Source organism: Acinetobacter sp. SA01 (genome assembly GCF_011319235.1).
Lineage (GTDB): Bacteria > Pseudomonadota > Gammaproteobacteria > Pseudomonadales > Moraxellaceae > Acinetobacter.
Genome location: NZ_WXXM01000006.1, coordinates 124,068 through 142,115, shown reverse-complemented (window position 1 = coordinate 142,115; position 18,048 = coordinate 124,068). Strand labels below are relative to the sequence as shown.

17 protein-coding genes, 1 pseudogene and 1 riboswitch are annotated in these 18,048 nt (G+C 43.8%); of the genes and pseudogenes, 8 read left to right on the top strand and 10 right to left on the bottom strand.

From position 1 onward, the window contains the following. Nucleotides 1-19: 19 nt before the first annotated feature. Nucleotides 20-937, bottom strand: coding sequence for a site-specific tyrosine recombinase XerD (xerD, locus tag GTU69_RS07955; RefSeq protein ID WP_166169587.1), 918 nt, complete (start codon nt 935-937; stop codon nt 20-22). Nucleotides 938-1,109: 172 nt separating this feature from the next. Here xerD and GTU69_RS07950 point away from each other — a divergent pair, with 172 nt between their 5' ends. The 5 genes from GTU69_RS07950 to ftsW all read left to right on the top strand — a co-directional run bounded on the left by GTU69_RS07950 (nt 1,110) and on the right by ftsW (nt 6,253). Further along, complete coding sequence (locus tag GTU69_RS07950) at nt 1,110-1,370, top strand: FeoA family protein (protein ID WP_086195419.1); 261 nt, start codon at nt 1,110-1,112, stop codon at nt 1,368-1,370. Then, nucleotides 1,367-3,229: a ferrous iron transporter B gene (locus GTU69_RS07945; protein WP_166169585.1), complete on the top strand. Its 1,863-nt coding sequence runs from the start codon at nt 1,367-1,369 to the stop codon at nt 3,227-3,229. Before GTU69_RS07950 ends, GTU69_RS07945 begins: the two co-directional genes overlap by 4 nt. Nucleotides 3,230-3,259: 30 nt before the next feature. Beyond that, nucleotides 3,260-3,511 carry a DUF6587 family protein gene (locus GTU69_RS07940; protein WP_166169583.1) on the top strand — a complete coding sequence of 84 codons (252 nt, stop codon included), beginning with the start codon at nt 3,260-3,262 and terminating at the stop codon, nt 3,509-3,511. 177 nt (nt 3,512-3,688) lie between these two features. Beyond that, complete coding sequence (murD, locus tag GTU69_RS07935; protein WP_166169581.1) at nt 3,689-5,035, top strand: UDP-N-acetylmuramoyl-L-alanine--D-glutamate ligase; 1,347 nt, start codon at nt 3,689-3,691, stop codon at nt 5,033-5,035. 21 nt (nt 5,036-5,056) lie between these two features. Then, on the top strand, nt 5,057-6,253 hold the full coding sequence (ftsW, locus tag GTU69_RS07930) for a putative lipid II flippase FtsW (RefSeq protein ID WP_166169579.1): 1,197 nt from the start codon (nt 5,057-5,059) through the stop codon (nt 6,251-6,253). An 11-nt stretch (nt 6,254-6,264) separates the two neighbouring features. Here the strand turns inward: ftsW and GTU69_RS07925 are convergent, their stop codons facing one another. The 7 genes from GTU69_RS07925 to GTU69_RS07895 form a co-directional block, all read right to left on the bottom strand. Then, complete coding sequence (locus GTU69_RS07925) at nt 6,265-6,498, bottom strand: zinc-ribbon domain-containing protein (RefSeq protein WP_166169577.1); 234 nt, start codon at nt 6,496-6,498, stop codon at nt 6,265-6,267. A gap of 55 nt (nt 6,499-6,553) precedes the next feature. Continuing rightward, nucleotides 6,554-7,453: a tRNA glutamyl-Q(34) synthetase GluQRS gene (gene gluQRS / locus GTU69_RS07920; RefSeq protein ID WP_240921606.1), complete on the bottom strand. Its 900-nt coding sequence runs from the start codon at nt 7,451-7,453 to the stop codon at nt 6,554-6,556. Nucleotides 7,454-7,475: 22 nt separating this feature from the next. Next, entirely contained in the window at nt 7,476-8,003 is a 528-nt protein-coding gene (gene dksA, locus GTU69_RS07915; protein ID WP_086174133.1) for an RNA polymerase-binding protein DksA, read from the bottom strand. A gap of 209 nt (nt 8,004-8,212) precedes the next feature. Further along, nucleotides 8,213-9,022 (bottom strand): 3',5'-cyclic-AMP phosphodiesterase, encoded by an 810-nt coding sequence (cpdA, locus tag GTU69_RS07910; protein WP_166169575.1) that lies wholly within the window; start codon nt 9,020-9,022, stop codon nt 8,213-8,215. A gap of 10 nt (nt 9,023-9,032) precedes the next feature. After that, entirely contained in the window at nt 9,033-9,653 is a 621-nt protein-coding gene (locus GTU69_RS07905; protein WP_166169573.1) for an NUDIX domain-containing protein, read from the bottom strand. Nucleotides 9,654-9,730: 77 nt separating this feature from the next. Further along, on the bottom strand, nt 9,731-11,614 hold the full coding sequence (gene thiC / locus GTU69_RS07900) for a phosphomethylpyrimidine synthase ThiC (RefSeq protein ID WP_166169571.1): 1,884 nt from the start codon (nt 11,612-11,614) through the stop codon (nt 9,731-9,733). A 109-nt stretch (nt 11,615-11,723) separates the two neighbouring features. Beyond that, a riboswitch (TPP riboswitch) is annotated at nt 11,724-11,856 on the bottom strand. 89 nt (nt 11,857-11,945) lie between these two features. Beyond that, on the bottom strand, nt 11,946-13,136 hold the full coding sequence (locus tag GTU69_RS07895; RefSeq protein ID WP_240921601.1) for a hypothetical protein: 1,191 nt from the start codon (nt 13,134-13,136) through the stop codon (nt 11,946-11,948). A gap of 147 nt (nt 13,137-13,283) precedes the next feature. Between GTU69_RS07895 and GTU69_RS07890 the strand changes: the two genes are divergently transcribed. After that, complete coding sequence (locus GTU69_RS07890; protein WP_166169569.1) at nt 13,284-14,636, top strand: TolC family outer membrane protein; 1,353 nt, start codon at nt 13,284-13,286, stop codon at nt 14,634-14,636. Between the two features lie 94 nt (nt 14,637-14,730). After that, on the top strand, nt 14,731-15,447 hold the full coding sequence (phoU, locus tag GTU69_RS07885) for a phosphate signaling complex protein PhoU (protein ID WP_086195193.1): 717 nt from the start codon (nt 14,731-14,733) through the stop codon (nt 15,445-15,447). 263 nt (nt 15,448-15,710) lie between these two features. On the opposite strand, the pseudogene GTU69_RS07880 reads toward phoU, so the two are convergent. Then, nucleotides 15,711-15,990, bottom strand: a pseudogene (locus GTU69_RS07880) (ABC transporter); the annotation flags it as partial. Nucleotides 15,991-16,137: 147 nt separating this feature from the next. On the opposite strand from GTU69_RS07880, the gene GTU69_RS07875 reads away from it, so the two are divergent. Further along, nucleotides 16,138-16,770, top strand: a complete 633-nt coding sequence (locus GTU69_RS07875) for an alpha-ketoglutarate-dependent dioxygenase AlkB (protein WP_166169567.1) — start codon at nt 16,138-16,140, stop codon at nt 16,768-16,770. Nucleotides 16,771-16,953: 183 nt separating this feature from the next. Here the strand turns inward: GTU69_RS07875 and GTU69_RS07870 are convergent, their stop codons facing one another. Next, nucleotides 16,954-17,730: an IclR family transcriptional regulator C-terminal domain-containing protein gene (locus GTU69_RS07870; protein ID WP_166169565.1), complete on the bottom strand. Its 777-nt coding sequence runs from the start codon at nt 17,728-17,730 to the stop codon at nt 16,954-16,956. Nucleotides 17,731-18,048 lie beyond the last annotated feature (318 nt).

Genomic DNA, 18,048 nt, shown 5'->3' with positions numbered 1-18,048 from the left:
TGGTCTGAATTTGCTGCCCTTAAGCGCGTGGGTGATAAGTGGCATGCAATTGCTGCATGCGAACCTGAGCCACGTGGGTATAAATCTGAGTGGTGGATAAATCACTATGCCCGAGCAGCATCTGGACCACACGCAAGTCGGCACCATGATTGAGCAAATGGGTGGCAAAGGCATGACGCAGGGTATGCGGTGAAAGTTCGGTCTGAATCCCGGCCTGCAAAGCATAACGTTTAATGGCATACCAGAAATTTTGCCGGCTCATGATGCCGCCATGCTGGGTTAAAAACACATAATCGGTAGCGGTTTTATATAAATGGCAACGTGCTTCATTCAGATATTTTTCAATCCATTCACAAGCCACCTGTCCCAAAGGCACCAGACGTTCCTTGTTGCCTTTGCCGACAATACGTAAATAGCCTTGTTTCAGATTAATCAGTTCTAAACGTAAATTTAACAGTTCAGTGACACGCAAGCCGCAAGCATACAGGACTTCAAACATCGCCCGGTCGCGTAAGCCCAGAGCCGTATTGATATCTGGTGCATTAATCAGGGCTTCAACATCGGCTTCAGATAAATCTTTAGGCAAGGCCCGGCCAATCTTAGGCGTTTTATGGGTTGCAACAGGATTATCGCTACGTAATTTTTGTTCACGTAAAAATTTATAAAAGGATCGCAGTGCAGAAAGTGAGCGGGCAATCGAGCGCGGACTTTTGCCCTGTTTGGTCAAATTCAATAAAACATCGGAGATGTCATCACTATTCCAGTCTGGCATTGAAACCGCATGACATTCACTACATTGAATTAAATCAGATAGATAAGCATTACGCGTATGCGGACTGACGGTTTGAGCAATTAAATAATCTCGAAACCCCTGTAAAAAACTTAAATGTTCAGGAATATTTACCGGTGCAGGAATACGAGGCTTTTTATTGAGCATGTCACTTCTACATTGAATGAAAAATCCAAGTTTTTCTTGGTGTTGATCAATGTAGACCAATTTTTTTGCAATGTCGAACGCTACAGACAAGATGAGAATTGGAATCAAACCTTACTTGGTAATTATTCTCATTTGTTTGTATACTGTAGCAAATATTTTAGGATTAGATGCGGTGCGATTATCTGATTTGAAAGTGAAACAAACGGCCATCATTCGCAAAGTCAACCGTACTTTGAATGGTGATACAGCTCAGACTGATCTGGTGGCGAGTCGTTTGGAAACTTTGGGCTTTGTACCGGGGACAAAAGTTCAGGTCATTACCAAAGGTATTTTTGGTGGTGATCCTATCCTGATACAGGTGGGGTTTACCCGTTTCGCACTGCGCAAAGTTGAAGCTGAAAAAATTGAAATTGAAGAGGGGATCACTGCATGAGTGATGCGCTACGTATTGCCCTTGTAGGTAACCCGAACTGCGGTAAAACATCATTATTCAACCATTTAACCGGAACACGGCAGAAGGTTGGTAACTATGCCGGGGTCACGGTTGAACGTAAAGTAGGGCAGTTTACTTTACCTTCAGCTCGTGCGGTTCGTGTACTGGATTTACCCGGGACCTATAGTCTGAATGCCACTAGTCCGGACGAAGCCATTACCCGCGATGTGGTGCAAGGCAAAATTGCAGAAGAAGGTCAGCAAGATGCCTTTCTATGTGTAGTCGATGCGACTAACCTAAAATTGCATCTCGGTTTGGTTCTGGAAATGATTGAGCTGGGCCGTCCGATTTTACTGGTCTTAAATATGATGGACGAAGCACGCCGCCGTGGCATGCAGATCAACACGCAAAAACTATCGCAACGTTTAGGCATTCCTGTGGTAGAAACCGTTGCAGTACGTAATGCAGGGATTGAAAACCTGATGGGTGCACTGGATGCAGAAACGTTTAGAACGCCCAATGCTGAACTGAGTGATGTCAAAATTTCGGGTTCAAATCATGAAAAAATTGCTCAGCTGCTAAAAGATGTGGTGGTTTTTGTTGACCATGAAGACAAACGCTCCGATTTTCTGGACAAGATATTTTTACATCCGGTGGGGGGGCTGGTCAGTCTGGCCCTGATGATGTTTATTGTATTTCAGGCAGTATTTGCTTGGGCTGCGCCATTCATGGATGGCATTGAATGCTTTTTTGGCTGGCTGGGTGAAGTGGTCAGTGCACAGATTTCTCATCCCTTACTCAACAGTCTGGTGGTGGATGGAATTATTGCCGGTGCCGGTGGTGTGGTGGTGTTTCTGCCACAGATTTTAATCCTGTTCTTTTTCATTTTGGTGCTGGAAGAATCGGGTTACCTACCGCGTGCGGCATTTTTGCTGGATAAGCTGATGTTTAAAGCCGGTCTTTCAGGTCGTGCTTTTATTCCGCTACTGTCCAGTTTTGCCTGCGCGGTGCCGGGCATTATGGCAACCCGTAGCATCAGTGATCCACGTGACCGTTTAACCACGATTTTTGTGGCACCACTGATGACCTGTTCAGCTCGTTTGCCGGTCTATGCTTTGCTGATTGCCGCTTTCATTCCGGAAAAAATGGTTTGGGGTATATTTAATTTACAGGGTTTGGTGCTGTTCGGTCTATATATGGCCGGGATAGTTAGTGCCTTGATTGTGGCGACCGTGCTGAAATTTTTCCAGAAAGACAAGTCACAGCATATGTTATTAATGGAGTTGCCAAGTTACCGTTTTCCTGATGTCAAAAGCGTGTGGATTGGTCTGCTGGATCGCGCCAAAATCTTCCTGAAACGTGTCGGTGGCATCATCTTCGCCCTGTCTATTTTACTGTGGTTCCTGTGTACCTTCCCGCAAGCACCGGACGGTGCTACTGCCCCGGCAATTGATTATTCCTTTGCCGGAATGCTGGGTCATGTGATGCAGCCAATTTTTGCCCCACTGGGCTTTAACTGGCAAATCTGTATTGCTTTAATTCCTGCAATGGCGGCTCGTGAAGTGGTGGTGGCTGCATTGGGTACCGTATATGCACTTTCTGCGGTAGATGAAGATGCCATGTCACAGGGTCTGGCCTCTATTATCGGTGGCACAGGTGAATTGGGCTGGTCATTGGCGACTGGTTTGTCATTGCTGGTGTGGTTTATCTATGCACCGCACTGTCTGGCCACGCTTGCGACGGTGCGCCGCGAAACGGGGTCGTGGAAAACCATGTCTTTCATGACCCTGTACCTGTTTGGTCTGGCATATCTGATGTCATTCCTGACCTATCAAATTGCTTCACATTACTTTGGATAGTGTGATTTAAGGCTGTGAAAGGAGACTGAAATGATTGAAATTCTGATTGTGGCTGCTTTGGTCCTTTGGAGTGCTGTCGTGGTGTTTAAGAAAGTTTTTCCCAGAACATCAAATTCAGTCTTCACGGCATTGTCTCAGCACTGTGAAAAGCAAGGTTGGGCAGCTTTGGCAAAGTGGTTAAAACCGGCGATGGTTTCAGGTTGCGGAGGAAGCTGTGGCTGTGCTGCAAATCCCGACCCGGTTCAGAAAAAATCTGAAGTGCAAGCGGTAAAATGGAAATAACTTTCAGGTCATATTTCCATCGTAAATAAGAATTTTGCAAAACCGTCATTTTTATGACGGTTTTTTTACGCGCTGACACAAAAAAGCCGAGATAAAGTCAAAACAGAAAAAGCATTCAAAACAGCAAAGTGCTAACATTTTGTCAGTTTTAAAAACAGACCATAAAATGGGGCAAAAATGTTAATACAGCGTGGTGGATTAAAAGTTGTTGCAGGACTCGGAATTTCAGGTGTTGCAGCAGTCAATTTCTTACATGAACATGGCTACCGCGTTGCAGTAACAGATTCTCGAAAGACACCTCCCGGGCATGACCAGATTCCTGCCGATGTTCAGACCAGTTTTGGTCAGCTTGATCAAGATCTGTTATTACAAGCTGAAGAAATTGTGATTAGTCCGGGGCTTGATCCAAAGATTGCAGAAATTCAGGCCGCGATTGCCCAAGGCATTCCGGTAATCAGTGAAATTCAGGTTTTGCGCCGTGCTACCGATAAACCGATTGTGGCGATTACCGGTTCAAATGCCAAAAGTACCGTGACGACTCTGATTGGCCTAATGGCCAAAGATGCCGGCAAGAAAGTGGCGGTAGGCGGTAACCTGGGCCGTCCGGCACTGGATTTAACCAAAGATGACCCTGAACTGTATATTCTGGAATTATCCAGCTTCCAGTTGGAAACCACCTCCAATTTAAATGCCGAAGTGGCAGTGGTACTGAACATGAGTGAAGATCATCTTGATCGTCATGGCGATATGTTTGGTTATCACACTGCAAAACATCGTATTTTCCAGGGCGTGAAAAAAGTCGTGTTTAACCGTGATGATTCACTGACTCGTCCACTGGTTCCAGATACCACACCCATGCAGAGCTTTGGCCTGAATGCACCGGATTTAAATCAGTACGGCATCTTAAAAGAAGATAATGGCACGATCTGGCTGGCACGTGGTCGTGAACGCCTGTTAAAAAGCACAGATATGTACATTCAAGGGACACATAATGTAGCCAATGCCTTGGCTTGCCTGGCTTTGGGTGAAGCGATCGGTTTGCCGCTGGACAGCATGCTGGAGACGCTAAAAACTTTTAAAGGCTTGGAACACCGCTGTGAATTTGTCAAGGAAGTACAGGGTGTTCGTTATTATAACGACTCTAAAGGTACCAATATTGGCGCAACCTTGGCTGCCATTGATGGTTTGGGGGCTGCAATTGAACCGCAACAGGGTAAAGTGGCAATCATCCTGGGTGGGCAAGGTAAAGGTCAGGATTTCACTGCTTTACGTGAGTCTTTAAGCAAATATGCCAAAGTTGCGGTTTTAATTGGTGAAGATCGTCCGATTATTGAAGCCGCTATTGAAGGAACCACGACATTGCTTCATGCCGAATCTTTAAAAGAAGCGGTGGAATTATGCCAGCAACATACCCAAGCCCATGATGTGGTGTTACTGTCACCTGCATGTGCAAGTTTTGATATGTTTAAAGGTTATAGTGAACGTGGACACCAGTTTGTTGAATGTGTGAACACACTTGCTTAGAAGAACGATAAGGAAAGTTGTATGGCTGGGTTAGCTCAGACGACCATAAATAAAATTAATCAGGTCTACAATGAGTGGGGAGCGAAAATTCCCGCTGAAGTTACGCCACGTAATGTGCTGATTTTTTGTGTCATTGCCTTGCTTTGTATCGGTTCAATCATGGTGGCATCGGCATCGATGCCCTATGCCGACCGCTTACATGAAAATGCATTTCATTATGTAATCCGACACGGCATTTCCATTTTTGTGGCAGGTGTAGCTGCATTTCTGGCTTATAAAGTATCGCTGAATGTTTGGTTTAACAATACCTTTCCCCTGTGGATTATGACCATTCTGCTGCTGGCGGTGGTGCTGGTTGCTGGCACCGAAGTCAACGGTTCCACCCGCTGGATTCGTATAGCCGGTTTTACCTTGCAGGCATCGGAAGTGGCCAAGGTCATGATGGCCATCTTTACTGCGGATTATGTGGTACGACGGGCAAAAGAGGTGCGAAGCAGTGCATCCGGCCTATACCGCTTGGTCGGCGTGATGATCATCACTGTAGGCTTAATCCTGCTGGAACCCGATCTGGGTGCGACTGCGGTGATTGTCCTGATGATTTTAGGCGTTTTCTTCCTGGCTGGCGCGCCGCCGATTCAGTTTATTTTCTTCCTGATCGCGATTATATTTGCTTTGGCCGCCGCAATTATCTTTGAGCCTTACCGTTTACAGCGTGCCTTATCATTTACCAATCCTTGGGCTGACCCCTTGGGCACCGGCTATCAGTTGTCTAATGCGCTGATGGCCTTTGGTCGGGGTGAATGGATGGGAGTCGGACTCGGTCATAGTATCCAGAAAATGTCTTATCTGCCTGAAGCGCATACTGACTTTATGCTGGCGATTTTAGGTGAGGAATTCGGCTTTTTCGGTATCAGCACCGTATTGATCCTGTCCTTCATGATGGTGGTCTGCTGTATCAAGATTGGACATCGTGCCTTGCAATATCAATATTTGCGTGCAGGTTATCTGGCCTATGGCATCAGTATTATTTTCTTGCTACAAATCCTGGTGAATGCCGGCATGAATATGGGCATGTTACCGACCAAAGGTTTGACCTTGCCGTTTATCAGTTATGGCGGTTCATCGTTAATTATGTGTGCCGTGATGATCAGCCTGATTTTGAAAATTGATGCCACCACGCAAAAAGCCAATCCAAGTAAAGAAGAATCAAGCTTCTAGCTTTGATTCGATCAGTCTGGCTGAGCATGGTTTAATACAGTGCTCGGCATTTCCGTTTCACAATGTAAGCATTGCACAAATTCTCCTTTCGCTTTTGAGAGGGGAATCAGTGGAATAAAAAATAAAGAAAAATAATTGCCTTGCTGTTTCAATTCATAAGCGCTACGCGTTCTGCATACCGGGCATAGAGACGGATTTTTCTCGACCACTTTGGTTTTAGGGCCAATACTAAAGATAAAAAACATTTTAAGTCTGCCATTGTCTGCTGTAGATGTTTTTAGCTTAACGATAATCCGAGTTTTATAAATAGCTGCCTTGTAGCTCAGTTGTATGTGGAATGAAGTCTGTATTCCACTGCGCAATGGCCTGTTTTAGCATATTTTGGGGCGTGTCTAAATCGACTTCCGGTTGGTGCAAAGCGCGAATGGCTTGCTGTAATAATTCAGGAGCACGCTTGAGATCGAGTGCTTGAGCCAGATTCTGTTTAGAGAGTTTTTGTCCCTGAGCATTCATCGCCAAAGGCAGATGCATATATTCAAGTTGCGGATAACCCAGCAGCGAACCGAGCCAGATTTGCCGTTCGGTATTGTCCAGCAGGTCGGCACCGCGAACTACGTGGGTGACTCCTTGCAGATAATCATCAACCACTACGGCGAGCTGATAATTGATAATGCCATCACGGCGCTTCAGCACAAAATCGCCCAGGTCCTGTTGCAGGTTGGAACAATGTGTTCCTTGCAGGCGATCGGTGAAACAAATCTGTTGATCCGATACTTTGACACGGATGGCTTGTTGATCAAAAGGCAGGTTTAAATCCCGGCAGGTTCCGGCATAGATATGATTGGAACCGAGCATTTTTCGGGTACATTGGCAAGCATAGACCCAGCCTTGCTGATGCAGCTGTTCTATCACAGATTCATAAATATCGAGGCGGTCTTTCTGGAAAATGATCTCGGCATCGGGCTGAAACTGGAACGCATCGATTGAGCGCAAGATATGTTCTTCACTACCGGGATAAATACGCGGCATGTCAGTATCTTCAATCCGGATCAGCCATTGACCCTGATGGGCACGGGCATCGCAATAACTGGCCACTGCTGTAATAAGCGAGCCAAAATGCAAAGGGCCGGTTGGCGATGGCGCAAACCGACCCACGTAATTCTCTTCAGCTTTCCTTCCCTTTTTTAAAGGGAGGGTCAGGGAGGGATTACTTAACACAGTATTAACCGTTATTTTGCTTCTCTTTGATTTCTGCCAGGGTTTTGCAGTCAATACAAAGGGTAGCGGTTGGACGTGCTTCAAGACGACGCAGACCAATTTCAATACCACAGGTTTCACAGAAACCGTAATCGTCGTTTTTAATCGCTTCGATGGATTGCTCGATCTTGCGAATCAGCTTGCGTTCACGGTCACGGGTACGGAGTTCAATCGCAAACTCTTCTTCTTGTGTGGCACGGTCATTAACATCAGGCAATGCGGTATTTTCGTCTTGCATGGTGTTGAGGGTACGGTCTACTTCAGACATGAGCTCTGCTTTCCACGCCAATAAAATCTGGCGGAAATGCTCAAGCTGTCCTTCAGACATGTATTCTTCATTTTTTTTAGGCTGATAAGGTGCAATACCAAATAAGCTAGCAGTAGAACCACTTTCTGACGCTTTTGGCTTTGTTTTACGCACGCGTTTGGTAGATTTTTCATCTACCACATCAGTTTGTTCGTCCAAGACTTGATTTTGGTTGTCATTCGCCATATAGGGCATTCCTCATCATATGCGTATTATCTATACGCAAAAAATATGGTGATATGCAAGTGTTTTTATCCAACCCTAAGGAGATTCTCCTTCGAGGGTCGTCATCATATAGACTTTTTGTGCTTTTTGATAGTCTTTGATGCTTGGATTCTATCGATCATGCTTCCTTCGGAAGCCATAAAGTAATAGAAAAAAAGCAAAATGAAAAGTTAGTAACCTGAAATTTCGCTATTAATTTGTTGCCGTACTGTTTGGACACGCTGAATTCGGGTTTCAAGCTCACCATTGGCTTTCAGATGCAGGACACGAAACCCCGGGGCCTGGTCATCTAGGGCAAAATTTTCACTGAAAGGTTTGAACTGGACACAGGTCGACGGAGTTGAGAAAAACCGGATGTGCTGCCATTCATGACACGAATCCTGATGCACATGACCAAAAATAACCGCTTTAACATGACTATGCCTGGCTAAAACAGCGGTCAAGTTTTCAGGGTTTTTCAGTTTATGTTGATCGATCCATTTTGATTGCATGGCAAAAGGATGATGATGACATGCCACAATGACAAATTGCTGTTGCAGTTCTGCCAGTAGCTGATCTAGCTGTTGTAATTGCTCTGGTTCAACCCTGCCATCTATTCTGCCGCCTACGGCTGTGTTTAGCAGCAGCACGCTCCATCTGCCAAAATGAATGGCGTGTACCTGATTTTTATGCTGATAGAAAGGGAACAGATCAATATCATCATGATTGCCTGGAATTTGATAAAAGGGAATACCAAGATTCTGCATATAAGATAAATAACGTGTATACGTCTGTTTGACCGGTACTTGTGCCAGATCCCCAGTATGAATAATGGCATCAATATGCGGATATTGCTGCTGAATCTGTTGCATCACAGCATGAAAGCTGTGTTCCGGATTCATCTCTACAAATTCCAGATCGTCCTGATCCATCAAATGCGTGTCTGAAATCTGAATAATGGTCCAGTCTTGCTGGTCTTCATTGGGTTGGTATAAAGTCATGTCCGACTCCCTAGACATTCCTTGTTGTTTTAATATGTTGTTGCAACCATTGCAAGGCCATAATGACTGGCGCATTCCTTAATCGGCCATTACTCAATAAGGTATTGATTTCACTATAATCAATGATATGCAGCTGAATATTTTCCCCTTCATCCGGCATGCCAAACACTCCGCCGTGTTCAGGAAGATGCGCCTGGGCACTATATAAATGAAACAGTTCAGAACAGGCCCCAGCCGAAGGATAAAAGCTGAATAAATGCTGTAACTGGTCAATCTCGCAGCCTGATTCTTCCACGCTCTCACGACGTATACAGCTTTCCGGCGATTCATCACCATCGAGTACACCGGCAATCACTTCCAGTTGCCAGGGGGATTCTGGATCATCCATTGCACCGACACGGAACTGTTCAATCAAGGCAAATTTTTGCTGGGTATCATCATAAATCAGTACACCTGCAGCTTCAGGGCGGTGAATCAGTTCACGCTGCATAACAGGAGTGAATTTGCTCTGGTTAAATAAACGATGGCAGAGATTGACTTTTTCAACCTGAATGAAGCCACGAAAAAGATATTCACGCGACTGAATTTTGACTTGGTCGTTGTTATATGTGGCTTGTTTAATAATATTCATATAGCTCAGTCAGGATGAAAAGCATACATTCATCCTAACTGAGAATTTTATGAAAATAAAAGATTTTTTTTTAAGAATTACAGCTTGTGGTACAATTTTTGACCATGTTCATGATAGCTGGTTTTCATGGCATTCAAACCTGCTTCAATCTCTGTATCCTGTCCATCATTAGTTTGATTTTTCGCATAATCCCTCACATTTTGAGTGATTTTCATCGAACAGAATTTAGGACCACACATGGAACAGAAATGCGCAGATTTGTGTGCTTCCTTCGGCATGGTTTCATCATGCATGCTACGTGCCGTATCCGGGTCCAGACTCAAATTGAACTGATCTTCCCAGCGGAATTCGAAACGTGCTTTGGATAGGGCATTATCACGGACTTGCGAACCCGGATGGCCTTTGGCCAGATCGGCAGCATGGGCTGCAATTTTATAGGTGATGATGCCGTCTTTGACATCTTTCTTGTTCGGTAAGCCCAAATGCTCTTTTGGCGTGACATAGCACAGCATGGCGGTACCGTACCAGCCAATCATGGCAGCGCCAATCGCTGAAGTAATATGGTCATATCCCGGAGCAATATCAGTGGTTAAAGGCCCCAGAGTATAGAAAGGCGCTTCTTTACAGACTTCCAGTTGCAAGTCCATATTCTCTTTGACCATGTGCATCGGCACATGCCCCGGACCTTCAATCATCACCTGTACATCATGCTCCCAGGCACGATGGGTCAGTTCACCCAAGGTACGCAGTTCACTAAACTGCGCTTCGTCATTGGCATCCTGAATACAGCCTGGACGTAAGCCATCCCCCAGACTGAAGGACACATCGTAGGCCTTCATGATCTCGCAGATCTCATCAAAATGCGTATACAGGAAGTTTTCCTGATGATGCGCCAGACACCACTGCGCCATGATAGAGCCGCCGCGAGAAACAATTCCGGTTAAGCGGTTAGCCGTCAGCGGTACATATCTTAAAAGCACGCCGGCATGAATGGTGAAATAGTCCACGCCTTGTTCTGCCTGTTCAATCAGGGTGTCTTTAAAGATTTCCCAGGTCAGGTCTTCGGCTACACCATCAACTTTTTCCAGGGCCTGATAAATAGGAACCGTCCCAATTGGAACAGGAGAGTTGCGGATAATCCATTCACGGGTTTCATGAATATTTTTGCCGGTCGACAAATCCATAATGGTGTCAGCACCCCAGCGCGTCGCCCAGGTCATTTTCGCTACTTCTTCATCAATGCTGGAACCGAGTGCGGAGTTACCGATGTTGGCATTGATTTTCACCAGGAAATTACGTCCGATAATCATCGGTTCAATTTCAGGATGGTTAATATTGGCCGGAATAATGGCACGGCCTTCCGCTACTTCCTGACGCACAAATTCAGGGGTAATTTCCGTCAGATTCTTGGCCCCGAAGTTTTGACCTGCATGCTGGCGTGCATCGATACCTTCCTGCTGGCGCTGGTTTTCACGAATGGCGATATATTCCATTTCCGGAGTAATAATGCCCTGACGTGCATAGTGCATCTGGGTGACATTTTTGCCCGCTTTAGCACGACGCGGCTTTTGAATATGGGCAAAACGGATGTCCGCGGTGCGAATATCTTTCAGGCGTTCCTGTCCAAAAGCAGAGCTCAGCGTCTCTAAACGTTCAGTATCCTGACGTTCCTCAATCCATGTTTCACGCACATTGGGCAAACCTTTATTCAGGTCAATGGCCACGTTCGGGTCGGTATAAACGCCTGAAGTGTCATACACCATAATGGCCGGATTGTGTTCGCCACCCAGACCGGTTGGGGTCTCGGTCAGGGAAATTTCACGCATGGGCACCTGAATGTCACTACGCGAACCTTGAATGTAGACTTTTCTGGAAGCGGGTAAAATTCGGGTGAGATCTTTGGCATCTTGCTCATGTTGAGCGGAAATATCTGTTGCAGAGCGATTCGTTAATTGGTCCATGGTAATGATCCTTGTGAATAACATCAACGAATCAAGCACGACCAAAAACGTGGCTTTTTATCCCGGTAGATTGATTGTAAAAATCAACATGGATAAATTGAAGGCTTAGGTTTTTTGATGGCTTGATTCCTACGCAGGTCTTAACCTGATCAGGTTCAACGGTACTCACCCTCAAATGCCATATTTGCATATAGAATTTAGGCGATCTCAGCGAGTTGTTACTCGCGCTCCGTCAAGCTATGAATCAATACTACCATGTCCATGTACTAAAAAACATTCACATAAAACATCGCTTTTCGGCTGGCATCCAGATCGGAGACAGACAGGCAGCTTAAAGACAAACGGCATCACTAAAACAGTCACGCGGGTTGGAAAGGCTCAGATTTTGTAAACCCAAATATTCATCTAACTGTCTGAGTGTGAGCTGTTTTTCAGACATCGACTGTTGTTCTTTGAGGCTAAGCTGAACAGGAATTTCTTGTAAGCGCTGCTGTTCGGATAACTGTAGAAATTGTAGAAACTTGCTCACTTGAACCGCTAAATGTGAGTTTTTGACCTGGGCTAATTTTTCAATTTCATCCATTGAACTGCTTTGTACTGCATATTTATCCAGGTAAGTATCCGAGACCGGCGAATCATGCATGCCTTTAAATAAAAACAGGCTATACATCTGTAAAAGATATTCCGCATCTTTACGATAGCTACTTTTCGGGTATTGATTTAAATATTCTTCCCAGAATAAAGCCCGGGTCACAATTTCATGCGGTTCAATCATCAAGATATGCTCTGAAAATACCGGCAGCGTATTTTGTGCCGCCAGATTTTCGATAAAGACCTGTTCGGCTTGCGGCATATAAGGCGCAAAAATTCTGGCTAAATATTCGGGGCTACGGCGATAATTGATCTGGCCTTTACCGCGATCATACAGCTCTATATAAGCTTGCCCTTTATGTTTTAATAAATATTGATCACGTAACGTCAGTTGTTCAAAACGGTTTTGTTGAATGGTCGGATGCTGCGATAAATCAAAAGCATACTCTTCGAAAGCAACTTGCTGTGGCGCTGTTCTATCCACGCTAAGGAAGTTGTTGTACATTTGATTGGACAGTTTTAATAAATGTTGTTGTTCTGCTAAGGTAGACAGCGGCAAGCATAACTTGAGATCCTGATTAATCTGTTCCAGGGCAAAAGTGGTGCGTTCCGCATTAATGGCCAGCATGTTTTTCTCAAGATTTTTGCATAATAGGTTTAAATCTACCGTTTCATCTTGTTGTGATTGTTTTTGTACCGGTTCTTGAATAGGTTGAGGTTCGGGTTTTTGACACCCGATAAGAAGGATAAAAATAAAGAAAGGGAAGTATTGCTTAACAGAAAATTTTGTTTTTAACGGCACAGTCATTCTATATCGGGTACATGCGGCAATGATTTGCAGGGTATGCGGGTATTGTATAACTGAAAAAGTCTTTGTCTGTGTAGTGTTGTGAAGGATTTTGGTTACGTGCTGTGATGATGGAGCAGTCATGTGGAGGTTGATGAATAACAGCTGAGCAGATGGCAAAAATTAATAAAAATCATACGGAAAATTGAGCAGATCATTTTAATATTGCATAGCTTTTATTATAAATATGCATGTCTATGGATGGTCGCAGGTTGGGATTTACGATAAAAAATGGATATTAAAATAGTCATTGGTGCATGTGTGTTGCTGTTCAGTCCATGGAGTCATGCTCTGGATTTGGTGCAAGCCTATCAACGGGCGAAAAACAGCGATCCCAATTGGCAAGCGAATCTTTTACAGTATGAAGCAGATCAACTCAATCTGGGCATTGCCAAAGGGAATTTATTGCCAACGGTGACTGTTTCTGGAAATGTGGTGCGTAAAAGCCAGCAGAGCAGTGATAGCAGTATTCCGGGTTTTCCGGCAGATGCATTTACGGCTTCCTCGTCCACTACTCGACAAATTGCCATTACTGCTCGTCAGCCACTATTTCGCTGGGATGCTTGGGAAGGTTTAAAGCAGATCAAAACTTCCGTTAATCTGAGTGAAATCACTTTACAATTACAGCGCCAGGAACACATTTTAAACGTCTCGGAAAGTTATTTTAATATATTGCGTCAGCAGAGTTTAACCCTAGCCAATCTGCAGGAAGAAAAAGCCCTGTTTGAACAGCTGAATGTGATGAATGCCAAATTAAAAGAAGGACTGGTAGCAAAAAGCGATGTCAGTGAGGCCAATGCGCAATATCAAAGTGCCCGCGCCAACCGGATTGCCACGCATGTACAACTGGTTTTGGCACAGGAACAGCTGACCCAGTTAATCGGACCTTATCAAGAAAACCTGGCCGTACTCCGAGACGATTTTCAATTTCAAAAGCCTTATCCTGCTGATCTGGATGCCTGGACAGCGCTGGCACTGAGTCAGAATCTCTCTGTTCAGCAGGCACGTATCCAGCAGCGTTATGCAGAAGACCAGAAACGGGTAGAAAAAGCTGCCTTATATCCACAAATTGAGGCGGTAGGGACGTATGGATATATCAAGCAGTCCCCGCAAAATGTGGTATCCAGTGATGGCCAGTTTGACCAGATTGGCGTAGAGATGAACTGGAATGTTTATACCGGGGGCAGAACGCAAAAATCCATTCAAAAAGCAGCGGTGAATGTGAAGAAAAGCGAATCCCAGCTGGAGGCTGCAATTCGCAAAGCCAGCACCGATGTGAAAAAATCTTATATGCAGGTAGAAACTGATCAAGCCAAATTACAGGCACGAAAAGCCGCAATGGACTCTTCGGAAGTGGTTTCCCAAGCCTCTAAAGCACAATATCAGGAAGGTCTAAAAACCATGGTCGATGTGCTGCTGGCACAACGCAACGCTTTTTCTGCCAAACAGGATTATTTAAATGCAAAATATGATTATTTGATTAATGTGCTGCGTTTAAAAGCATCGGTCGGTAAATTGACCGAAAAAGACCTTGAAGAAATGAATACCTGGCTGGTTGACAAGTCGTTCAAGCCAGTCAGCTAATCTTGCAGTTTTTGTCATAAAAACTTCATAGTAGGTATGCTTTAATATTAAACAAGATTATTCATTTTAAAATCGCTGTTGTGGAGTACGTCCCTTGCCAAACAATCCGGTGTTAAATCACCATATTTCTTCGCAATTTAATGAAGATTTGCAAGATGTAAATACCAAGTTTATGACCATGGGGGGCTTGGTCGAGCAGCAAGTGGCCAACAGTATTCATGCCCTGTTAGACACTGATGCCGCTTTAGCGATTGAAGTGCAATTTCAGGATAATGTAGTCAATCGTATGGAAACCGAGATTGATGAAGCCTTGACCCTGATTCTGGCACGCCGTCATCCTGCTGCAATTGATTTACGTATGGTGATTGCCATGTCAAAGGCCAATACTGACCTGGAACGTATTGGCGATGAAGCTGCAAAAATTGCCCGTATTGCACAAAATTTATGTGAAGAGGGCAGTTCGCCACGTGGCTATATGGAAACCCGTCACATTGGTAATCAGGTTCGTGTGATGATTCATGATGCGCTGGATGCCTTTGCACGTCTGGATGTTGATCAGGCTTTACGAGTATTGCTTGCCGATGCTGATATTGACCGCGAATATCAATCTGCGACCCGTACCTTAATGACTTATATGATTGAAGATCCACGTCATATTTCACGGGTCATTAATGTGATGTGGGTGTTGCGTTCTTTGGAGCGGATTGGTGACCATGCACGTAATATTTCTGAACAGGTCATCTATATGGTTAAAGGGCTAGATGTTCGTCATACCAGTGTCGAAGAGATTGAACAGAAAGTTCAGCGTTAATTATTCTAATAATTAAATAAAAAGCCTGCAATTTGCAGGCCTTTTTTTATTGCTCATGACTTCATGACTAGGTGGTTATCAGCTATGGTTTGGGAATGGAGCCAAGCGGAAAGACCATGTTTCTATGAATGATTTATTTTAAAATTTAATTTTGCCCTAAGAAGAAGTAAACGAGTTTCGCTCATAAAAGGGATCATGTGAGCACGCTGTTATAAAAATATTCATAATATAATCAACTATGCGTTTCTTCTTCAGCATCCGCTAATACGCAGCTTTTCCCCATAAAATTGTTGCCCTAATTGCACTAAGGCATTGATGACTTCTTTAGCCAGTAAAATGGCAGAGATGGTGATCAGAATATGGCAGCCTTCAGGTAGCCCCAACCCCGATTCAATCAGTCGATTAATACTATTAACCGCATATTGCAAAGTTAGCGCCTTGACCTGAGCGGTGAAGGAACCAATCAGGGTCAAATGGGATGACCAGTACGTGGTAGGTTTTGACAAAAGGGTGGAGTTTTTTAAACAAGTGCCATAATTCCATATGTGATTTTTTATTTTCAATTTTGTTTTGAAGCTAAGTCCGATTAGTCTATGTCACAAGTGCATACAATATTCTCAATTGTGAACAGCCATCATCCGCTAGAATAAAGTGAATTTTACATTTATTTTAGACGATGCATTTTTGCTCATGAACTTTGAATTGTTTGGGCCTGAAGTCCGAGCCAATCTGTTGCCTTATGACGGTATTGTGCAAGACTATGGCCTGATTTTAACGCCTCAGCAGAGTGAGCAATATTTGCAGTATTTTTTGACTCATCTGGCCTGGCAACATGATGAAGTACTGTTGTATGGAAAACACTATAAAACTGCACGTAAAGTGGCCTGGTATGGCAATGAAAATTACCCATATCATTATTCCGGCACATTCAAGCAAGCCCATGTCTGGACACCCGGATTATTCCGTTTAAAGCAGCATATCGAAAATTTGGTTGGCCATGCGTTTAATTCCTGTCTTGCCAATTTGTATGAAGATGGCACTCAAGCCATGGGCTGGCATAGTGATGATGAGTCTACATTGCAATCCAATACAGGTCAGGAAACCGTGATTGCCTCCTTAAGTTTTGGGGCAACCCGGAAATTCAGTTTTAAGCACAAGCAAAAGCCAGACAAAGTCGATGTGCTGTTACAGAACGGTCAGCTGATTGTGATGCGTGGCAAGACTCAGCAGTACTGGAAGCATACTTTAAGGAAATCGGTGAAAATTATTGAGCCACGGGTGAATCTGACTTTCCGTTATTTTTATCCGTATGAGAAGCAATAGAATATTGGAAATAAGCGCATAAAAAAGCCCATCCTGTGATGAGCTTTTTTAATTTGGGGAGAGTTTTTAACATGGCATCACGTTATCATGGAACACTGGATGCTGAAGAACGATAATCATATTATGAGAATATAATGATGAATTCAACATTTTTTAGATTAAAATGTATTGTTTTTCCTCAAGTTAAAATATGTCTTCCTGATGGGTCAAGGTCATAAATTTCTTTTCGATTAAACTGGCATTGTCGCGTAATATTTCGATCAACTTCTGAAAATTGGTAAATTCAAAGCGGTTTTTCGAGCCTAACAGGGTCAAGGCCAAAGGCGGTTCCTTAGCAGAAAATTTCACTGGAATAGAAAGACTGGCCAGATTTGGATCGACTTCTCCACTCGAGAAATAATAGCCCTGTTTTTTAATCTGTTTCATTTGCAACAGGAATTCTTCTTCGCTATGTGCAAAGCCAACTTCAGACAGTTCAGTCACAAAGCGCCGATAATAATCCAAAACGCGCTGTTTGGGTAAATGTGCCAAAATCACCTTGGCAGAAGAGCCTTTATAGATTGGGCGAGGACAACCACGACCATAAATCAGCGTGGTCAGGTCTTTATATAGTTCGTGATGAATATCGATACATGAATCGTAATTTAAATGCGTGAGCAGACAGCCGAATTCGGTACGTTCTACAATTTGCTGCATAAAGGGAATGCTGATCTGTACCAAAGGGTCTGTGGTACGGGAAATGTAATCCAGTACGGCAATTTTAGAACCTAGTGTGTAGTCACCTGAAGTTCCACTGAGGCGTTGTAATAATTCTGCCGAAACCAATTCTTTTAAATAACGGTAACTTGTGGGTTTAGAGAGTCCTAATTCCTCACTAATGATATCGACATTAATGATCGGGCGAGACACTGAAAAGAGATCCAAAACGGTAAGAATTTTACCAAAACTAGAAAGTGCCATAAGTACCTGCTTGGTCAAAGCATATAAAAAGAAAAACGAATAAGTATTACTTTATAACAAAAAATTAGGTAGAGCAGGGCTTTTGTGAAGCTAATGTTGTATTTGTACCTCATCTAAAAATATTTTACGGTGAGCATGAGAAAATAAGGCAATATTCATTTAATAGGTCTTATTAATTTGTGTTTAATTATCACAATAAGATATTATTATTGACTTTATAGGCTTTGTTTGAAAAAATATTAAAAATAAATGTCTAATGGTGAATTTTCAACCTTTCCAGGCTGGCTGTTTTCCTGTGTTATTTCACATCAACAGGAT